Below are 16,526 nucleotides of genomic sequence, written 5' to 3' on the forward strand. Positions count from 1 at the left end.
AGGTCGGGAACCCGCGTCAGAGCAAGCCGAGCTGCTCCGCGGCGGGTTCTCTGTATAACTCAGGCAAGGCGGGCAAGCCAGGCAAACGTGCCATCAATTGCTGATGAAAACGCCGCGCCAGCTCGGCGGCCAGACGGTTGTCGGCGGTGTGCAGGAAGATATAGGGGGTGCGCCCTTCCTCGATCCAGCCGGCGATTTTCTCGACCCAGGGCACCAGGAACGGATCATTGGCCTCAAGCTCCGGATGGCCGATAAAGCGCACCTGGGGAAACTGAGTGAAGGCCGCGGGCCGTGGTGGCACCTTGGGCTTTTTCGACTGGGCGTGGAGCAACGATGGCGCGGTGGAAGTGCAGCTGAACAACGCTCGTGGATCCAGGCAGATCCGCTCCACGCCGCGCTCCAGCAGCAAGCGGTTGAGCATGCGCTCGGCATCGCCCTTGGCGAAGAACTCCGGGTGCCGGACCTCCACCGCCAACGGCCGCTCAAGGCCATCGATAAAGCCCGCGAGCTCCGCCAGGCGCTGCGGGGCGAAGCTTGCCGGCAGTTGCAACCACAAGGGCGAGACCCTCGCACCCATGGGGCTGAGCAACTGCACAAAGGTTTCGGCGGCGGTCAGTTGCTCGCGCAGGTCGCCGCCGTGGCTGATGTCGCCGGGGAACTTGGCGGTGAAGCGAAACGTCTCGGGCATGATCTGCGCCCAGCGCTCCACAGTACTGGCCGAGGGCCTGGCATAGAACGTGGTATTGCCTTCCACCGCGTTGAACACCTGGCTGTACAGCCCGAGGAAGTCCGTCGGGCGCGCGTTATCCGGGTACAGGTACTCACGCCAGGCGTTTTCGCTCCAGGAAGGGCAACCCAGGTAATACGGCAGCATCAGATATGCAGATCGAGCCCCAGCACTTCCATGTCCCAATCAACAAAACCGGCGGTGGTCAGGTAACTGGCCAGGGCATTGGCCACGCTTTTGCTCATGGCGCGCTGGAAAATCATGTCTTGCTGGCGGGCGGGGAGATTGCTGGTGCGTCCGGCGGATGCCTGGGAACGCGGTTGGGCGGGGCTGGCGTCGGCTTGAACGTCAACGGCATCGGCATCTTCCAGGGACTCGTCAACCAGCACATTACCTTTGCGAGGCTTGCGCTTGATGGGATACGAGTGAGAGGAAACGCCGTCGATGCGCATAAATACATGCCCGGTATCAATGATGGCAATTTAGCGGCACAACACCGACTTAGCAAATGCCCAAGTGATAACTAGAACACAGAAAACGTAAAAGGTTTAAAAACCGGGGAAATCTGGCATGAAAACCAGACGATTGACCAGATCCTGAAGAGAAAACCGCAGAAAATCCGGCGTGGGCGGCACGCCGGTCAACCTGGCAGCAAGCCTCAGCGGGCCTTGGGCGTGGCCACTTTATCGCGCAGATACACCGGTTGCGCGTCATCCGCGGCAATCGCCTCGCCCCGAGCCCAGGCAAACCGCGCCAGGCTCAGCAGGTCTTCGGCGTGGGGCAGCATGGCCGCATCCTGCCCCGCCGTTTTGACGCCAATGCGTTCGGCATAACCCCAGCCGGTGCCGGCACCGAACCAATCGCCGCTGGCATCGACAGGCAGCGCTGCCGCTTCGGGTGGCAACACCGCTTCAGCACCGACCAGACGCATCTCGCCGGCGGTTTCCTGATAGCAGCCCCAGTAGACTTCATCCATCCGCGCATCGATGGCCGCGGCCACTTGGGTGGCGCCGTGTTCACGCAGGGCGCGCTGGGCCAGCACCGCCAGGTTCGACACCGGCAATACGGGGCGTTCCAGAGCAAATGCCAGGCCCTGGACCACGCCGATCGCAATCCGCACCCCGGTGAAGGCACCCGGGCCCCGGCCAAAGGCAATCGCGTCGACCGCCTGCAAGGTGGTGCCGGCATCGGCCAGCAGTTGCTGAATCATCGGCAACAGTTTTTGCGCATGCAGGCGCGGGATCACCTCGTAATGGCTCGTGACCTTGCCGTCATGCAGCAAGGCAACGGAGCAAGCTTCAGTCGCGGTGTCCAGGGCCAGCAAGGTGCTCATCGATGTTTCCGTTACAAAGTGGGAGTAAAAAAGTCACGCATTATAAACAGCAACGGCCCGCAAGCGGGCCGTTGAAGATGCAGCAAAACCGACTTATCAGCTCAGTGCTTCAAGCACCTTGCCGGTGATCGCTTCTACCGAGCCAACGCCAGCTATGTGGCTGTACTTTGGCTTGCCCTGGCTGGCGGCCAGGTTCTGGTAGAACTCGACCAGCGGTTTGGTCTGGGAGTGGTAGACCGACAGGCGATGACGCACGGTTTCTTCGGTGTCGTCTTTGCGCTGCACCAGCTCTTCACCGGTGATGTCGTCCTTGCCAGCGATTTTCGGCGGGTTGTAGACGGTGTGGTAAACCCGGCCAGAGGCCTCGTGTACACGGCGACCGGCGATACGCTGGACGATTTCTTCGTCATCGACGGCGATTTCGACCACGTTATCCAGCTCGACGCCGGCCTTGACCAATGCTTCAGCCTGGGGAATGGTGCGCGGGAAACCGTCGAACAGGAAACCGTTGGCGCAGTCAGCCTGGCTGATGCGTTCCTTGACCAGGTTGATGATCAGGTCGTCGGATACCAGGCCACCGCTGTCCATGACGCTCTTGGCGATCAGGCCCAGCTCGGTGCCGGCCTTGACGGCTGCACGCAGCATGTCGCCGGTGGAGATTTGCGGAATGCCGAATTTTTCGGTGATGAACTTAGCCTGAGTACCTTTACCGGCCCCGGGAGCTCCCAGCAGAATTACGCGCATCGATGTGCTCCTCAATTTTTTATTTAGAAACGCTCGGATTCGCCTCGTGGGGCCAATCTCGGAAATAGGATCGCGGCCGCCCAAACGGCCAAAGGCTGATCAAGATACACAGCCGACACAGAGCACACAAGCAGCCGAAAGTCGGAGGAACCCGCTCCATTTGTGCCCTGGCGACGGGGTGCGACAAGTCGCAACCCCATAACAAACTGTCGCCTGGCGACGCTGACCAGGGCCCGACGCACGGTTACCGGCCGACGGCGCCAAGCCCCTGAAATACCGGCAAATACCTCAACCGGTATTGCGCAACCCGGCGGCGATCCCCGCTACAGACACCAGCAGCGCTTGTTCTACCGGGCTGCCCTGGACCACATCCGGTTGCCGCGAGCGTGCCAGCAGTTCGGCCTGCAATAGATGCAGCGGGTCCAGGTAGGTGTTGCGCAAGCGGATGAACTCCAGGGTGTCCGGGCTATGTGCCAGCAACTGCGACTGGCCGGTCAGGCCCAGGACCACGGTGCACGCCTGCGACAATAGGTCGCGTAAATGGGCGCCCAAAGGCAGCAGATCCGCCTCGACCAGGCGCTCGTCATACGAGCGGGCGATGTCGGCGTCGGCCTTGGCCAGGACCATTTCCAGCATATCGATACGGGTGCGGAAAAACGGCCACTGCTCACGCATCTGCCCCAGCAACTCACCCTCGCCGCGTTCCAATGCCTTGCTCAGGGCCGCTTCCCAGCCGAGCCAGGCCGGCAGCATGAGGCGGGTCTGGGTCCAGCCGAAAATCCACGGGATGGCGCGCAGGCTTTCGATGCCGCCGGCGCGGCGCTTGGCCGGCCGGCTGCCCAGGGGCAAGCGGCCCAGCTCCTGCTCTGGTGTGGATTGGCGGAAATACTCGACGAACTGCGGGTTCTCGCGCACCACCGCGCGGTAGGCCTTGACCCCATCGCTGGCCAGTTCGTCCATCAGGTGGCGCCAGGCCGGCTGCGGCGGCGGTGGCGGCAGCAACGTCGCCTCCAGCACGGCGGCCAGGTACAGGTTGAGGTTCTGCTCGGCGATGTCCGGCAGGCCGAATTTGAAACGAATCATTTCCCCTTGCTCGGTGGTGCGGAAACGCCCGGCCACCGACCCCGGCGGCTGGGACAGAATCGCCGCGTGTGCCGGGCCACCGCCCCGTCCGACGGTGCCACCACGGCCGTGGAACAACAGCAGCTCGACCTGCTGCTCGCGGCAGATTTCGACCAATTGTTCCTGGGCCCGGTACTGCGCCCAGGCGGCCGCGGTGGTGCCGGCATCCTTGGCCGAATCGGAGTAGCCGATCATCACCTCCTGCGGGCCGTGCAAGCGCGAACGATAGCCCGGCAACAGCAGCAGCTTCTCGATCACTGGACCGGCGTTATCGAGGTCGGCCAGGGTCTCGAACAGCGGTACTACGCGCATCGGCCGCAGCACGCCGGATTCCTTGAGCAGCAGTTGCACCGCAAGGACGTCCGAGGCGGCGCCGGCCATGGAAATCACGTAGGAACCCAGGGACGCAGCCGGCGCAGCGGCCACTTCGCGACAGGTGGCCAGCACTTCGGCGGTGTCCGCCGAGGGTTTGAAATGGCCCGGCAGCAAGGGACGACGGTTGCTCAGTTCGCGCATCAGGAACTCGATGCGCTGCTCTTCGCTCCAGTCCTCGTAACGGCCCAACCCCAGGTAATCGGTGATTTCGCTCATGGCGCCGCTGTGGCGGCTGGAGTCCTGGCGCACATCCAGGCGGACCAGGAACAGGCCAAAGGTCACCGCCCGGCGCAGGCAATCGAGCAACGGCCCATCGGCGATCACGCCCATGCCGCATTCGTGCAGCGAGTGGTAGCAAAGCAGCAACGGATCAAGCAGATCGCGATTGTTCTGCAGCACATCCGGGGTGGCCGGCACCGGTCCCTTGAGCGCCGCCTGCGCCCAGTTGCGGGTTGCCCGCAGCCGCTCGCGCAATTGTTTGAGCACCGCGCGATAGGGTTCAGAGCTGTCCCCGGCCTTGGCCTGCAGGGCGGCACTGGCCTGTTGCATGGACAGTTCGGCCGCCAGGTGATCGATATCGCGCAAGTACAGGTCCGCCGCCATCCAGCGTGCCAGCAGCAGCACCTCGCGGGTCACTGCGGCCGTGACATTGGGGTTGCCGTCGCGATCGCCGCCCATCCACGAAGCGAAGCGGATCGGTGCCGACTCCAGCGGCAGGTGCAGGCCGGTCGCCGCATGCAGGGCTTTGTCGGCCTTGCGCAGATAGCTCGGGATGGCCTGCCACAGGGAATGCTCGATGACCGCAAAGCCCCACTTGGCCTCATCCACCGGCGTCGGCCGGGTGCGGCGGATTTCTTCGGTGTGCCAGGCTTCGGCGATCAGCCGTTGCAGGCGTTCGTGGATTTGCGCGCGCTCGGCACTGGTCAGGTCGCGATGGTCCTGGGCTGCCAATTGCGCGGCAATGGCGTCGTACTTTTGAATCAGGGTGCGACGGGCCACTTCGGTGGGGTGCGCGGTCAGCACCAGTTCGATTTCCAGGCGCCCCAACTGCTTGGCCAGGGACTCGGCACCGTGGCCCTCGGCGCGCAGCCGCGCCAGCAGCTCGGGCAGGACTCGTGCCTCGAACGGCGCCGGTTGCGACTCATCGCGACGGTGAATCAATTGGTATTGCTCGGCGATGTTCGCCAGGTTGAGAAACTGGTTGAAGGCCCGGGCCACCGGCAGCAGCTCGTCTTCGCTCAACTGGTCCAGGCTGGCACTCAGTTCGGCGCTGGCCGAACCACGCCGGTCGGCCTTGGCGCCCTTGCGAATCTGCTCGATCTTGTCGAGAAACCCCTCCCCGTACTGCTCGCGGATGGTGTTGCCCAACAGCTCACCCAAGAGGTGAACATCTTCGCGCAGGCGCGCATCAATATCGCTCATGTACCTGTTCTCCGGCTGATTCGGGGCGGCTCGCAAGCCTCAAGAGTGCCGTCAGCACAAGGTGCTTAGCAAGCGCGCGACCAACTGACTTTAAACCTTGCGCGTTGCGGCTAGTCTCAAGAGTACGCCGCACAACGGCGCAGCGCCGGCCCGGGCCGGTCATTCACCCACCCCTGCCACGAGCAGGTGTCGATTGAGGTCGCCATGAAAATCCGTGAGCTCGCGCAACACTGGGAAGAAAACGCCAAGGGTCGCCTGACCAAGACCGGCTATGTGATCCATCTGGATGTCGAAGCCGCTGCACGCCTGGCCGCCATTGCCGAGATGTACCCCAAACGCCAGACCGAGGAACTGCTGGGCGAACTGATCGGCGCCGCCCTCGGAGAACTGGAAGCCAGCTTCCCCTACGTCCAGGGCCAGCACGTCGTTGCTACCGATGAGGAGGGCGATCCACTGTACGAGGACGTCGGCCCTACACCCCGCTTCCTGGCCTTGTCCCGGCGTCATCTGCAGGATTTGTCAGCGCAACCCGACGAACAAAAGCACTGATCCAACCGCCCCTTTCCTGACCTTGCACAGTGTTATTCCCGACCCGTCCCCGGGTCGGGAATACCCCTGCGCGCCGCAAAAGTTCCCGGCCTAGAGCGCTGTCCGTTCGGTCAGAAATTTTTTTAGGCAATTCGCCATCTGTGCTGAACTATTCAAAAAAGCTTCGGGTCACAGCCAGTAGCCATCACTGGAACAGCCGTTTCAAATTTTGTGAAGAGCGTCACTGCCACTCAGGGTCGCGGCGCTAGAACCGGGATGGATTTAGATGTTTTCCAGGAGTTACCCAATGGAGTTGAAGACCATGAAGATCAGCACTGCCACATCCTCGTCTAACCCTTTGCGCGGGCTCAAACTGGCCGCCCTGGCCCTCGGTAGCAGCCTGGTTCTGGCCGGTTGTGCCGGCAACCCGCCAACCGAGCAGTACGCTGTGACCCAATCTGCGGTCAACAGCGCCGTCAGCGCCGGCGGTACCGAGTTTGCTGCCGTGGAAATGAAGTCGGCCCAGGACAAGCTCAAGCAAGCCGAGATTGCCATGCACGACAAAAAGTATGACGAAGCCAAGCGTCTGGCCGAACAGGCCGAGTGGGACGCCCGCGTCGCCGAACGCAAGGCCCAGGCCGCCAAAGCCGAACAGGCTGTGAAGGACTCTCAGAAAGGTGTTCAGGAACTGCGTCAGGAAAGCCAGCGCACCGTGCAATAAGCACCGTGCCCACGCCTACCGAACCTCGTTACCTGAAGTTTCAACCGATAGAAAGGACGAACCATTATGCGTAAACAATTGATGATCCCAGCCCTTCTGGCCCTGAGCGTTGGCCTGGCGGCCTGCTCCTCACAGCCAAACGTGAACCTGGAACAAGCCCGGACCAATTACTCGGCGCTGCAAGCCAACCCTCAGGCCAGCAAAGTAGCGGCCCTGGAAACCAAGGACGCCAGCGATTGGCTGGACAAGGCCGACAAGGCCTATATGAACAAGGAAGACCAGGCCAAGGTCGACCAACTGGCTTACCTGACCAACCAGCGCGTTGAAGTGGCCAAGCAGACCATCGCCCTGCGCACCGCTGAAGCCAATCTGAAAGATGCCGCTGCGCAACGTGCCCAGGCCCGCCTGGACGCTCGTGACGCACAGATCAAGCAACTGCAGAACAGCCTCAACGCCAAGCAGACCGAACGCGGCACCCTGGTGACCTTCGGTGACGTGCTGTTCGCCACCAACAAGGCCGACCTGAAATCCAGCGGTCTGGTGAACATCAACAAGCTGGCGCAGTTCCTTCAGGAAAACCCTGATCGCAAAGTGATTGTCGAAGGCTACACCGACAGCACCGGTTCGGCGGCTTACAACCAGTCGCTGTCCGAGCGTCGCGCCACTTCCGTGCAGGTTGCGCTGATCAAGATGGGTGTCGATCCATCGCGCATCGTGGTCCAGGGCTATGGCAAGGAATACCCGGTAGCGGATAACACCAGCGTTTCCGGCCGTGCCATGAACCGTCGTGTGGAAGTCACCATTTCCAACGACAACCAGCCGGTTGCCCCACGTTCTTCGATGAGCAACTAAGACGGGGTCGCCCCCAGCCTGGTAACCGCCAGTAAAAAGCCCCGCCTATGCAGATAGGCGGGGCTTTTTTTCGACCGCGATCTCTCGCCCGTGTGCTTACTGTTGCAGCTGCGGGGTTTCCTGGCCCATGCAGCGCACGGCTTTTTTCTTGCTGTTGATCAGCACGCCGCTCAGGCCCTTCTGCTCGGTATCGAACAGCACCAGCACGCCGTCGATGCACTGGGCAACTTGCGCCGCCGGTTCCAGGGAAACCTTGTAGTCCTCGCCCGGCACGGTCTTGAGCATGGTGAAATCGCTGAGCAGCAGCGCATCCTCGGGTTTGGCGAAGTGCAGGTAACCGTAGTACCAGAGGCAACCCACGGTGCCGAGGATGGTGCAGATACCGGTGATGATCAGGGGGATGGCGTTACGTTCTTCGCTCATTGCGGACTCTCTGGAGGTTCAACTTCTGAATTCGGGGGTGTCGGGTAGTTCGGGATCTCGCCAAGGCGGCGCAGGCCGTTGAAGTGCAGCGGATCCTCGAGGTAGCGCAGCATCACCTGGCGCCAGGTCGAATCGGCAAAGGTCTGCACGTGGCCGCCTCGGGTCAGTTGCAGCACCCGCGGCGCGGGCGCAGCTTGATACAGACGGATGCCATTGGAAAGGGGCACGATCGGGTCATCGATGCTGTGGTACAGCAGTTTCGGCACCCCGGTCAGGCGCGGTATGGCGTGGATGGCGCTGTCGGCGTCCGGCACCAGCCACGACAGCGGCACCTGCAACGGCCAGGTCAGCCATGAGGTGCTCAGGGCGTACTGCCCGACATCGCGGTAACTGGCCGGCACACCGTCGAGCACGATGGCCTTGAGCTGGCGCTGGCGCTCCGGGTGCTCCACCAGGTAATGAATCGCCAGCGCGCCGCCCAGGCTCTGGCCGAGCACGATCAGCGGCTTGCCCTGGACCTCCGGAGCCTGGTCCAGCCATTTGAAGGCGGCATCGACGTCCTGATAGACCGCCGGCAGGCTGGGCGCGCCCTGGGACAGGCCATAACCGCGATAGTCCACCAGCAACACCTGGAAGCCCTGTTCCGGCAACCACCAACTGCCACCCAGGTGCCAGGCCAGGTTGCCGCCATTGCCGTGCAGATGCAGCACCGTGCCCTTGAGCGGCACCCCGGCCTTGGCCGGCAGCCACCAGGCATGCAGCTTCAGGCCATCGGCGGTGGTCAGGGTGACGTCGCGGTACTCGAGCTTGGCGCGCTCGGGGGTAAAGGGCAGGCCCTGCTCGGGGTAGAACAGCAGTGAGCTGCAAGCGCTGAGAGAGAGCAGCAGCGCCAGGGCGGCAACGATTCGGATCATCGCGCGCCCCCGGTGGCGACTTTTGAGATCAGGGGTGAGCTCACGCTGGGCGTCGACAGCGCTGTCGAGCGCGGCCTGCGGCAGCGGCTACAAGTGGTGGGTGAAGCGTCCATGTGCAGCCCCCATGAGCGTCAAAGGATATTGGAGTAGTCGGCCTCGATCCGGTCCAGGCTCAGGTGATTGAGGAAGTTGGAGAAGCACATCCAGGCCGACAGCGCGTTCATGTCGCGGAACTGGTCCGGCAGGTACTTGGGCGGCACCACCAGGCCTTCGTCCACCAGCTGGCGCAGGGTACGCATGTCTTCCAGGGTGGTCTTGCCGCAGAACAACAGCGGCACTTGCTCCAGCTTGCCTTTACGCACGGCCAACTGAATGTAGTTGTAAACCATGATAAAGCCCTTGAGATAGGACAAGTCTTTGGTAAATGGCAGCCCGGTCGGCACCGAACCACGGAACACCCGGCTGGCGTTGCCGTAGCTTTCGGCCATTTCAAATCCCTGCTCGCGGAAGAACTCGAACACCTGCAAAAAGTCGGCGCCCTCCTCCACCATGTGGATCGCCCGGGTACGGTTGGTCAGTTTGCGCAGGCGGCTAGGGTAGGACGCGAAGGTGATGATTTCCATCAGGATCGCCAGGCCTTCCTGGGTCACGGTGGACGAAGGCGGCCCCTTGGACAGGAAGGTGCAGATCGGCTGGTTCTGCCCGTTGAGGGTGGTGCCCACATGCACCAGGCCTTCGTGGACTTCCAGGGCGCGCACGTCACGGTCGTTGAACATGGCGTCGGCGCGGATCTTGATGTAGTCGGCGCCAGCCGCGGCATCGGCGACGATCCCGTCCGACTCGAATACGCGGATGGTTTCCTCGGCCTCGCCGAACACCTTGTTCAGCCGGCTTTGCAGCAGGCTTACGGCGTCCTTGGCGGTCAGGGTCTTGGGCTCGTCCTTGAGGTCGCCACGGCCGTCGATGTTGTTCAGGTAGTCGGAAAGCATCAGCCCGAGGTCGGCCAGGGTCGGGTCGCCGGCGTGAAACGCATCGGATGCGGCGCCGTACAGCTCCTGGGAGATCAGGCCGAAGTCCTCGGTGCCGCGGGCTTCGAGCATGCGCACCACCATGCGGTATTCCTTGCACATGCGCCGCATGATCTGCCCGACCGGGTTGAACTGCCCGAGTTGGCGGGTGATGTCGCGCTCGATGTTCTGGAACTCCAGCTTGACCGCGCTGGAGTCGAAGGACAGGGGTCGGTTCTGGTAGTAATCACGGTCGACCGCAGGCATTTCCTTGCCCTGGGCCTTGAGGAAGCTCTTGCGGATGTTGTCGTCCCACTTCACCGCATCCAGTACCCGGATTGGCGTTTGTGCCAGCACTATGCGATCGGACAAGGTGCGTATCGTCTGCTGGTAATCGTCCACCCGAAGTTCCTCTTGATAACGTTTGTGCCGCGTCCTGGTTACTTGCCCGCGCGGGTGAAGCGCGCCGCCTCGACAAACACGTCAGAGTTGGCCGGGTCGTCCAGGTACGCGAAAACCTCAGGCAACGGGCTGCTGATCAGCACGCCATCGCCTTCGGTGGTAGTAAAGGCTTCGCCGCTCAGGGCTCTTTGACCCAGGGCCTGGTTGATCTGTTCCAGATCGAGGTTGTACAGCACCAGTTCGTGCTGCTCGTTGAGTTCAAAACCGGCGATGGTGAAGCGTCCGCCCAGACGCTGGGGAACCGCCGCCGACAGGTACCAGCGGTTGCCATGGCGCGACACGGTGAAATCATAGCTCTCGCGCTGCCGGGATTGCCCCGGGTGAGACGTCACGGCCTGGTAGCGATTGCTGGCAATGCGCTTGAGTTCAAGGCTCAGGGGCTCGCCCCAGGCATTCTTGCTGGTCCATTTGCCCAGCAACGCCGCAGGCGCGGCCTGATCGGCGGGCAGCGGGTCCTTGAAGGTCACCAGGCAGCCGCTGAGCAGGAGAAACGACAAGGCGATCAGGGCACGCCAGGCTTTCATTCAACACTCCTAATGGACACAACAGTGGGCCGGCGGCGGTGACCGGTGAACCTCAGACCGAGGCCAGCACCAGGTGCATGTAGCGGGTGAGGATACCGAGCATGTCTTCGTCAGCCAGAGGCTCTGCGCCGTTGAGCAGGCCCTGATATTCCATCCGTCCGATAATCGCCGTCAACACTTTGGCATCTTGTTGTGGCTCCCGAGAACCCAATACCTGAAAAAACTGGCAAGTGCCCTGCAAGAGAATTTGCTGGTGCGAGCGCACCAACAGCGCCAGGCGCGGGTTGAGCAAGGCTTCCTGGCGGAACGCCTGTTCAGCCATCAGGTGCTCGCGGCGGTTTTGCAACTGGCGCTGGACGTAGTCAGCCGTGAGTCGGGCAATGTCATCGGCCAGATGGGAGCGCGACTCGGGACTGCCGTCGCCGTAGGCCACCATCTCGCGCAGCAGGCCTTCATTGTTGGTCCAGAACTTGGCCATGTACGCGGCACTGCGCTCGACGTATTGGGCAAAGGTATCGGTGAGCAGGTCATCGATATCCTTGAAGTAGTAGGTGGTGGCCGACAGCGGTACACCGGCTTCGGCGGCCACCGCGCGATGGCGCACGGCGCGCACGCCGTCACGCACGACAATGCGCATGGCGGCGTCGAGAATGTCCTGTCGCCGTTGCTCGCTGCCCTGCCGGCTGGCTTTGCGCCCCTGGTACTGAACGCTTTCAGCTACCGCAGTGGCGATACCCGCTGCGCCTTCTTGAGCAATTGCACGGTTCACGACAGGTCTTCCTCTTAAAAATCACACAGAATTAAAAGCGGTACGTCAGTTCCACACAGACAATAAAAAGCCGCCTGATAAAGGCGGCTGATTATTCAAGGCACTTACGCCTGCGGCCGCATGTGCGGGAACAGGATCACGTCACGGATCGACGGCGAGTTGGTCAGCAGCATCACCAGGCGGTCGATACCAATGCCTTCACCGGCGGTCGGCGGCATGCCGTATTCCAGGGCACGTACGAAGTCGGCATCGTAATGCATGGCTTCGTCGTCGCCGGCGTCCTTGTCGGCCACCTGGGCCATGAAGCGCTCGGCCTGGTCTTCCGCGTCATTGAGCTCGGAGTAGGCGTTGGCGATTTCGCGGCCACCGATGAACAGTTCGAAACGGTCGGTGACGTTCGGGTTCTCATCGTTGCGACGGGCCAGCGGCGACACTTCGAACGGGTACTGGGTAATGAAGTGCGGCTGCTCCAGCTTGTGTTCCACCAGCTCTTCGAAAATCATCACCTGCAACTTGCCCAGGCCTTCGAAGCCCAGGACCTTGGCCCCGGCTTTCTTGGCGATGGCACGGGCCTTGTCGATGTCGTTCAAGTCATCGGCCGTCAGGTCCGGGTTGTACTTGAGGATCGAGTCGAACACCGACAGGCGCACGAACGGCTCGCCGAAGTGGAACACCTTGTCGCCGTACGGCACGTCGGTTGTCCCGAGAACAAGTTGCGCCAGTTCGCGGAACAGCTCTTCGGTCAGGTCCATGTTGTCTTCGTAGTCGGCGTAGGCCTGGTAGAACTCCAACATGGTGAATTCAGGGTTGTGACGAGTCGAAACGCCTTCGTTACGGAAGTTGCGGTTGATCTCGAACACTTTCTCGAAGCCGCCAACCACCAGGCGCTTGAGGTACAGCTCCGGGGCGATCCGCAGGAACATTTCCATGTCCAGCGCATTGTGGTGGGTTTCGAACGGCTTGGCTGCCGCGCCGCCAGGAATGGTTTGCAGCATCGGCGTTTCGACTTCCAGGAAGTCACGCTGCATCAGGAAGCTGCGGATGTGGGCGATCACTTGCGAACGCACGCGGAACGTCTGGCGTACTTCTTCGTTGACGATCAGGTCGACGTAGCGCTGGCGATAACGCTGCTCGGTGTCGGTCAGGCCGTGGTGCTTGTCCGGCAGCGGGCGCAGGGATTTGGTCAGCAGACGCACGCTGGTCATTTCAACGTACAGGTCACCCTTGCCGGAACGGGCCAGGGTGCCTTCGGCAGCAATGATGTCGCCCAGGTCCCAGGTTTTCACCTCGGCCAGGGTTTCTTCCGGCAGGGTCTTGCGGTTGACGTAGACCTGGATGCGCCCGGTCATGTCCTGGATCACCATGAACGAGCCACGGTTGAGCATGATGCGACCAGCAACCTTGACCGGGATCGCAGCCTCTGCCAACTCTTCCTTGGTCTTGTCGACGTACTGCTTCTGCAGGTCCTGGCAGTAGCTGTCACGGCGGAAGTCGTTGGGGAAGGCGTTGCCCTTGGCGCGCTCGGCAGCAAGCTTTTCCTTGCGCAAGGCGATCAGGGTGTTTTCTTCCTGTTGCAGGGCTTGCGGGTCGAGTTGTTGGTCGCTCATGTCTTTTGAAATTCCATCACAGGTTCGTTGCCCCCACGGGTGGCAGGGGACTTAAGGTCTAGGCTGACGGTTTACAGCCCCGATTTCAGGCTGGCTTCCAGGTATTCGTCGATATCGCCGTCGAGCACCTTGTCGCAGTCGCTGCGTTCGATGTTAGTGCGCAGATCCTTGATCCGCGATGCATCGAGCACATACGAACGGATCTGGTGACCCCAGCCGATATCCGACTTGGTGTCTTCCAGCGCCTGGGAAGCGGCGTTGCGTTTCTGCATTTCCTGCTCGTACAACTTGGCCCGCAGCATTTTCATGGCGGTGTCCTTGTTCGCGTGCTGGGATCGTTCGTTCTGGCAGCTGACCACGGTGTTGGTCGGTACGTGGGTAATACGTACGGCCGAGTCGGTGGTGTTTACGTGCTGACCACCGGCACCGGAGGAACGGTAGGTGTCGATCCGCAGGTCGGCCGGGTTGATCTCGATTTCCACCTTGTCGTCGATCTCTGGCGAGACGAACACCGCGGAGAACGAGGTGTGGCGACGGTTGCCGGAGTCGAATGGGCTCTTGCGCACCAGACGGTGCACGCCGATCTCGGTCCGCAACCAGCCAAAGGCGTATTCACCCTTGATGTGTACGGTCGCGCCTTTGATACCGGCCACTTCACCGGCCGACAGCTCCATGATGGTCGCGTCGAAACCGCGTTTGTCGGCCCAGCGCAGGTACATGCGCAGCAGAATGTTGGCCCAGTCCTGGGCCTCGGTGCCGCCGGAACCGGCCTGGATGTCCAGGTAAGCGTTGTTCGGGTCCATTTCGTGGCTGAACATGCGGCGGAATTCAAGCTTGGCGAGGTTTTCCTCGAGACGGGCCAGCTCGGCGACGACATCGCCCACTGCGCTCTCGTCATCTTCTTCGACGGCCATGTCCAGCAGGTCGCGGCAATCGCCCAGACCGGTGTTCAGTTCGTCGAGGGTTTCGACGATCTGTGCCAGCGCAGCGCGCTCGCGGCCCAGTTCCTGGGCGTATTCAGGTTTGTTCCAGACGCTCGGATCTTCAAGCTCGCGATTGACCTCGGTCAGACGCTCATGCTTTTGATCGTAGTCAAAGATACCCCCGAATAGTTTCGGAGCGCTCGGACAGGTCCTTGATGGTGTTAAGGATCGGGTTGATTTCCATGGCGGGCAGCACTCGTTGGCGAACTTTTGAAAGCCGGCGAGTATAACGGAATCGCCGATTCACGGCAGCCCGCTTAGCGGGTTTAGCGGCGAATCAGCCATCTAATTTTGCCGATAAGGCCTGCAAAAACCTGCTGTACGGGCAATTTGATCCCGCGTATCGCCCCGCCCCCCCTCGTAGCCGCGGACAACCACGGTACCCCGGGACCGGCCCGCGCTATACAATCCCCGGGCGAAATGACAAGGAAGCAGCAGGCACCATGGGCAGACGACTCAGCCACGCCGAGATCGAACACATCAAGCGCCGGGAGCGCCGAAACCTCAGGGGTGGCCAGGCGTTCATCTCGGCGCTGCTCAGTGCACTGGTCTGTATGCCGTTGATGGCGGTCTGGCTGATTGTCTCGCCGGAGCTGGCCTGCGTGCTGGGGTTGGTTTGGCTGATCTTTCTGTGGTGGTGGGTCTGCTACCGCCTGCGAGCGATGGTCGATGAGGTCGGCGAGCAAACCCAATGGCTGCAAGCCAGCTTCAGCGCACACCCGGTGTATGCCCACCGGAACTTCCACTTCGACTATCGCTTTGGCGACTACACGATTGCCGGCAGCAACCTGTTGAACAACTGGTTTATCGACAACACCCTCAACACCCACACCCTGTACCGCATTGAGGCGGTCACACTCACCTGCCCGCAGACCTCGGCCGTCAGCTATTACCTGCTCCGGGAGACCCTGGTCGAAGCGACACCCGCGCAGGTTGTCGCCAACGAGGCCGTCCCACAGGCGGCACGCTGAAAACGCCTACTCGATCCCGACCTGATTGCGCCCATTGTGCTTGGCCAGGTACAGGCCCTTGTCCGCCGCCGAAATCAACTGCCGGCAGTGGCTGTTGGGCTGCGGGGTCATGGTCGACAGGCCGATGCTGATGGTCAGGCTCGAACCTTCGGTCGGCGCCAGATGGGGGATTTTCAGCATGGCAACGGTCTGGCGCAGCTTTTCAGCCACCAGGCGCGCCCCGCCCGGCGAGGTGTTGGGCAGCACCAGGGCGAACTCCTCACCGCCATAGCGCGCCGGCAGGTCCGAAGGACGGCTGCTGGCCTCGCGGATGGCCGTGGCCACTTTGCGCAGGGCCTCGTCGCCCTCCAGGTGGCCGAAGTTGTCGTTGTAAGACTTGAAGTAGTCGACATCGATCATCAGCAGCGACAGCTGGGTCTGATCGCGCATGGCCCGGCGCCACTCCAGCTCCATGTATTCGTCGAAGTGGCGGCGGTTGGACAGCCCGGTCAGGCCATCGGAATTCATCAGCCGCTGCAGCACCAGGTTGGTGTCCAGCAGTTGCTGCTGGCTGACGCGCAGGGCCCGGTAGGCCGCGTCACGCTGCAACAGGGTCATGTAGGACCGAGAGTGGTAGCGAATACGCGCCACCAGCTCGATGTTGTCCGGCAGCTTGACCAGGTAATCATTGGCCCCGGCAGCGAAGGCCGCACTCTTGATCAGCGGGTCTTCCTTGGTCGAAAGCACAATGATCGGAATGTTCTGGGTCGCCGGGTGATTGCGGTACTCACGCACCAGGGTCAGGCCGTCGAGGCCGGGCATCACCAGGTCCTGCAGAATCACCGTCGGCTTGATACGGATCGCCTGGGCGATGGCCTGGTGCGGATCGGCACAGAAGTGGAAATCAATGTTTTCTTCATTGGCCAACCCACGCCGGACAGCTTCACCGATCATTGCCTGGTCATCGACCAACAACACCATGGCGGCATTTTCATCGGTCTTGAATTCGTCGAGCTGTAAATCATTCATGGGTTGTCACCTGAATTGCTACCTGGCCAGGACA

General features: G+C 61.9%; 17 protein-coding genes. 4 read left to right on the top strand and 13 right to left on the bottom strand.

Annotated features, from left to right (window positions below):
* Positions 1-16 precede the first annotated feature (16 nt).
* The 5 genes from ACOZJV_RS15155 to ppc form a co-directional block, all read right to left on the bottom strand.
* On the bottom strand, positions 17-877 hold the full coding sequence (locus ACOZJV_RS15155) for a DUF72 domain-containing protein (protein ID WP_421548325.1): 861 nt from the start codon (positions 875-877) through the stop codon (positions 17-19).
* Positions 874-1,179 (bottom strand): hypothetical protein, encoded by a 306-nt coding sequence (locus ACOZJV_RS15160; protein ID WP_078470047.1) that lies wholly within the window; start codon positions 1,177-1,179, stop codon positions 874-876. Before ACOZJV_RS15160 ends, ACOZJV_RS15155 begins: the two co-directional genes overlap by 4 nt.
* Positions 1,180-1,385: 206 nt before the next feature.
* Positions 1,386-2,060, bottom strand: coding sequence for a tRNA (adenosine(37)-N6)-threonylcarbamoyltransferase complex dimerization subunit type 1 TsaB (gene tsaB, locus ACOZJV_RS15165; RefSeq protein ID WP_078470046.1), 675 nt, complete (start codon positions 2,058-2,060; stop codon positions 1,386-1,388).
* 96 nt (positions 2,061-2,156) lie between these two features.
* Positions 2,157-2,804, bottom strand: coding sequence for an adenylate kinase (adk, locus tag ACOZJV_RS15170; RefSeq protein WP_020296650.1), 648 nt, complete (start codon positions 2,802-2,804; stop codon positions 2,157-2,159).
* Between the two features lie 288 nt (positions 2,805-3,092).
* Positions 3,093-5,723 (bottom strand): phosphoenolpyruvate carboxylase, encoded by a 2,631-nt coding sequence (gene ppc, locus ACOZJV_RS15175; protein WP_421547968.1) that lies wholly within the window; start codon positions 5,721-5,723, stop codon positions 3,093-3,095.
* A gap of 204 nt (positions 5,724-5,927) precedes the next feature.
* Here ppc and ACOZJV_RS15180 point away from each other — a divergent pair, with 204 nt between their 5' ends.
* From ACOZJV_RS15180 to ACOZJV_RS15190, 3 genes are all read left to right on the top strand, one after another.
* A complete protein-coding gene (locus tag ACOZJV_RS15180; RefSeq protein ID WP_421547969.1) occupies positions 5,928-6,272 on the top strand; it encodes a pilin assembly protein in 345 nt (114 codons plus the stop codon).
* Positions 6,273-6,558: 286 nt separating this feature from the next.
* Complete coding sequence (locus ACOZJV_RS15185) at positions 6,559-6,972, top strand: DUF4398 domain-containing protein (protein ID WP_020296653.1); 414 nt, start codon at positions 6,559-6,561, stop codon at positions 6,970-6,972.
* A gap of 66 nt (positions 6,973-7,038) precedes the next feature.
* Positions 7,039-7,824 carry an OmpA family protein gene (locus ACOZJV_RS15190; RefSeq protein WP_078469997.1) on the top strand — a complete coding sequence of 262 codons (786 nt, stop codon included), beginning with the start codon at positions 7,039-7,041 and terminating at the stop codon, positions 7,822-7,824.
* Positions 7,825-7,920: 96 nt separating this feature from the next.
* On the opposite strand, the gene ACOZJV_RS15195 is transcribed toward ACOZJV_RS15190, so the two are convergent.
* From ACOZJV_RS15195 to prfB, 7 genes are all read right to left on the bottom strand, one after another.
* Positions 7,921-8,247: a hypothetical protein gene (locus ACOZJV_RS15195; protein ID WP_020296655.1), complete on the bottom strand. Its 327-nt coding sequence runs from the start codon at positions 8,245-8,247 to the stop codon at positions 7,921-7,923.
* Positions 8,244-9,158 (bottom strand): alpha/beta hydrolase, encoded by a 915-nt coding sequence (locus tag ACOZJV_RS15200; protein WP_421548326.1) that lies wholly within the window; start codon positions 9,156-9,158, stop codon positions 8,244-8,246. The genes ACOZJV_RS15195 and ACOZJV_RS15200 overlap by 4 nt, the downstream gene beginning before the upstream one ends.
* Positions 9,159-9,292: 134 nt before the next feature.
* The gene (locus tag ACOZJV_RS15205; RefSeq protein WP_421547970.1) at positions 9,293-10,570 is read right to left on the bottom strand and encodes a flavohemoglobin expression-modulating QEGLA motif protein; all 1,278 of its coding nucleotides are present in this window, start codon (positions 10,568-10,570) and stop codon (positions 9,293-9,295) included.
* 38 nt (positions 10,571-10,608) lie between these two features.
* Positions 10,609-11,154, bottom strand: coding sequence for a hypothetical protein (locus ACOZJV_RS15210; RefSeq protein WP_421547971.1), 546 nt, complete (start codon positions 11,152-11,154; stop codon positions 10,609-10,611).
* A gap of 52 nt (positions 11,155-11,206) precedes the next feature.
* Entirely contained in the window at positions 11,207-11,923 is a 717-nt protein-coding gene (locus ACOZJV_RS15215; RefSeq protein WP_020296659.1) for a TetR/AcrR family transcriptional regulator, read from the bottom strand.
* Positions 11,924-12,027: 104 nt separating this feature from the next.
* Positions 12,028-13,530, bottom strand: coding sequence for a lysine--tRNA ligase (lysS, locus tag ACOZJV_RS15220; RefSeq protein WP_020296660.1), 1,503 nt, complete (start codon positions 13,528-13,530; stop codon positions 12,028-12,030).
* Between the two features lie 71 nt (positions 13,531-13,601).
* Positions 13,602-14,697 (bottom strand): peptide chain release factor 2 gene (gene prfB / locus ACOZJV_RS15225; protein ID WP_102047897.1). Its coding sequence is split into 2 segments (ribosomal slippage): positions 13,602-14,624 and positions 14,626-14,697, totalling 1,095 coding nucleotides; the frame shifts between segments, so codons are not numbered across the junction.
* A 259-nt stretch (positions 14,698-14,956) separates the two neighbouring features.
* Here prfB and ACOZJV_RS15230 point away from each other — a divergent pair.
* The gene (locus ACOZJV_RS15230) at positions 14,957-15,484 is read left to right on the top strand and encodes a hypothetical protein (RefSeq protein ID WP_421547972.1); all 528 of its coding nucleotides are present in this window, start codon (positions 14,957-14,959) and stop codon (positions 15,482-15,484) included.
* 6 nt (positions 15,485-15,490) lie between these two features.
* On the opposite strand, the gene ACOZJV_RS15235 is transcribed toward ACOZJV_RS15230, so the two are convergent.
* Positions 15,491-16,492 (bottom strand): response regulator, encoded by a 1,002-nt coding sequence (locus ACOZJV_RS15235; RefSeq protein WP_020296663.1) that lies wholly within the window; start codon positions 16,490-16,492, stop codon positions 15,491-15,493.
* Between the last annotated feature and the right edge of the window lie 34 nt (positions 16,493-16,526).

This window comes from Pseudomonas sp. QD4 (assembly GCF_049199125.1).
Lineage (GTDB): Bacteria > Pseudomonadota > Gammaproteobacteria > Pseudomonadales > Pseudomonadaceae > Aquipseudomonas.

Coding starts and splice junctions, on each gene's coding strand:
- ACOZJV_RS15160 (WP_078470047.1), bottom strand. CDS start 1,179: ATGCGCATCGACGGCGTTTCCTCTCACTCGTATCCCATCAAGCGCAAG.
- tsaB (WP_078470046.1), bottom strand. CDS start 2,060: ATGAGCACCTTGCTGGCCCTGGACACCGCGACTGAAGCTTGCTCCGTT.
- adk (WP_020296650.1), bottom strand. CDS start 2,804: ATGCGCGTAATTCTGCTGGGAGCTCCCGGGGCCGGTAAAGGTACTCAG.
- ppc (WP_421547968.1), bottom strand. CDS start 5,723: ATGAGCGATATTGATGCGCGCCTGCGCGAAGATGTTCACCTCTTGGGT.
- ACOZJV_RS15180 (WP_421547969.1), top strand. CDS start 5,928: ATGAAAATCCGTGAGCTCGCGCAACACTGGGAAGAAAACGCCAAGGGT.
- ACOZJV_RS15185 (WP_020296653.1), top strand. CDS start 6,559: ATGGAGTTGAAGACCATGAAGATCAGCACTGCCACATCCTCGTCTAAC.
- ACOZJV_RS15190 (WP_078469997.1), top strand. CDS start 7,039: ATGCGTAAACAATTGATGATCCCAGCCCTTCTGGCCCTGAGCGTTGGC.
- ACOZJV_RS15195 (WP_020296655.1), bottom strand. CDS start 8,247: ATGAGCGAAGAACGTAACGCCATCCCCCTGATCATCACCGGTATCTGC.
- ACOZJV_RS15210 (WP_421547971.1), bottom strand. CDS start 11,154: ATGAAAGCCTGGCGTGCCCTGATCGCCTTGTCGTTTCTCCTGCTCAGC.
- lysS (WP_020296660.1), bottom strand. CDS start 13,530: ATGAGCGACCAACAACTCGACCCGCAAGCCCTGCAACAGGAAGAAAAC.
- ACOZJV_RS15230 (WP_421547972.1), top strand. CDS start 14,957: ATGGGCAGACGACTCAGCCACGCCGAGATCGAACACATCAAGCGCCGG.
- ACOZJV_RS15235 (WP_020296663.1), bottom strand. CDS start 16,492: ATGAATGATTTACAGCTCGACGAATTCAAGACCGATGAAAATGCCGCC.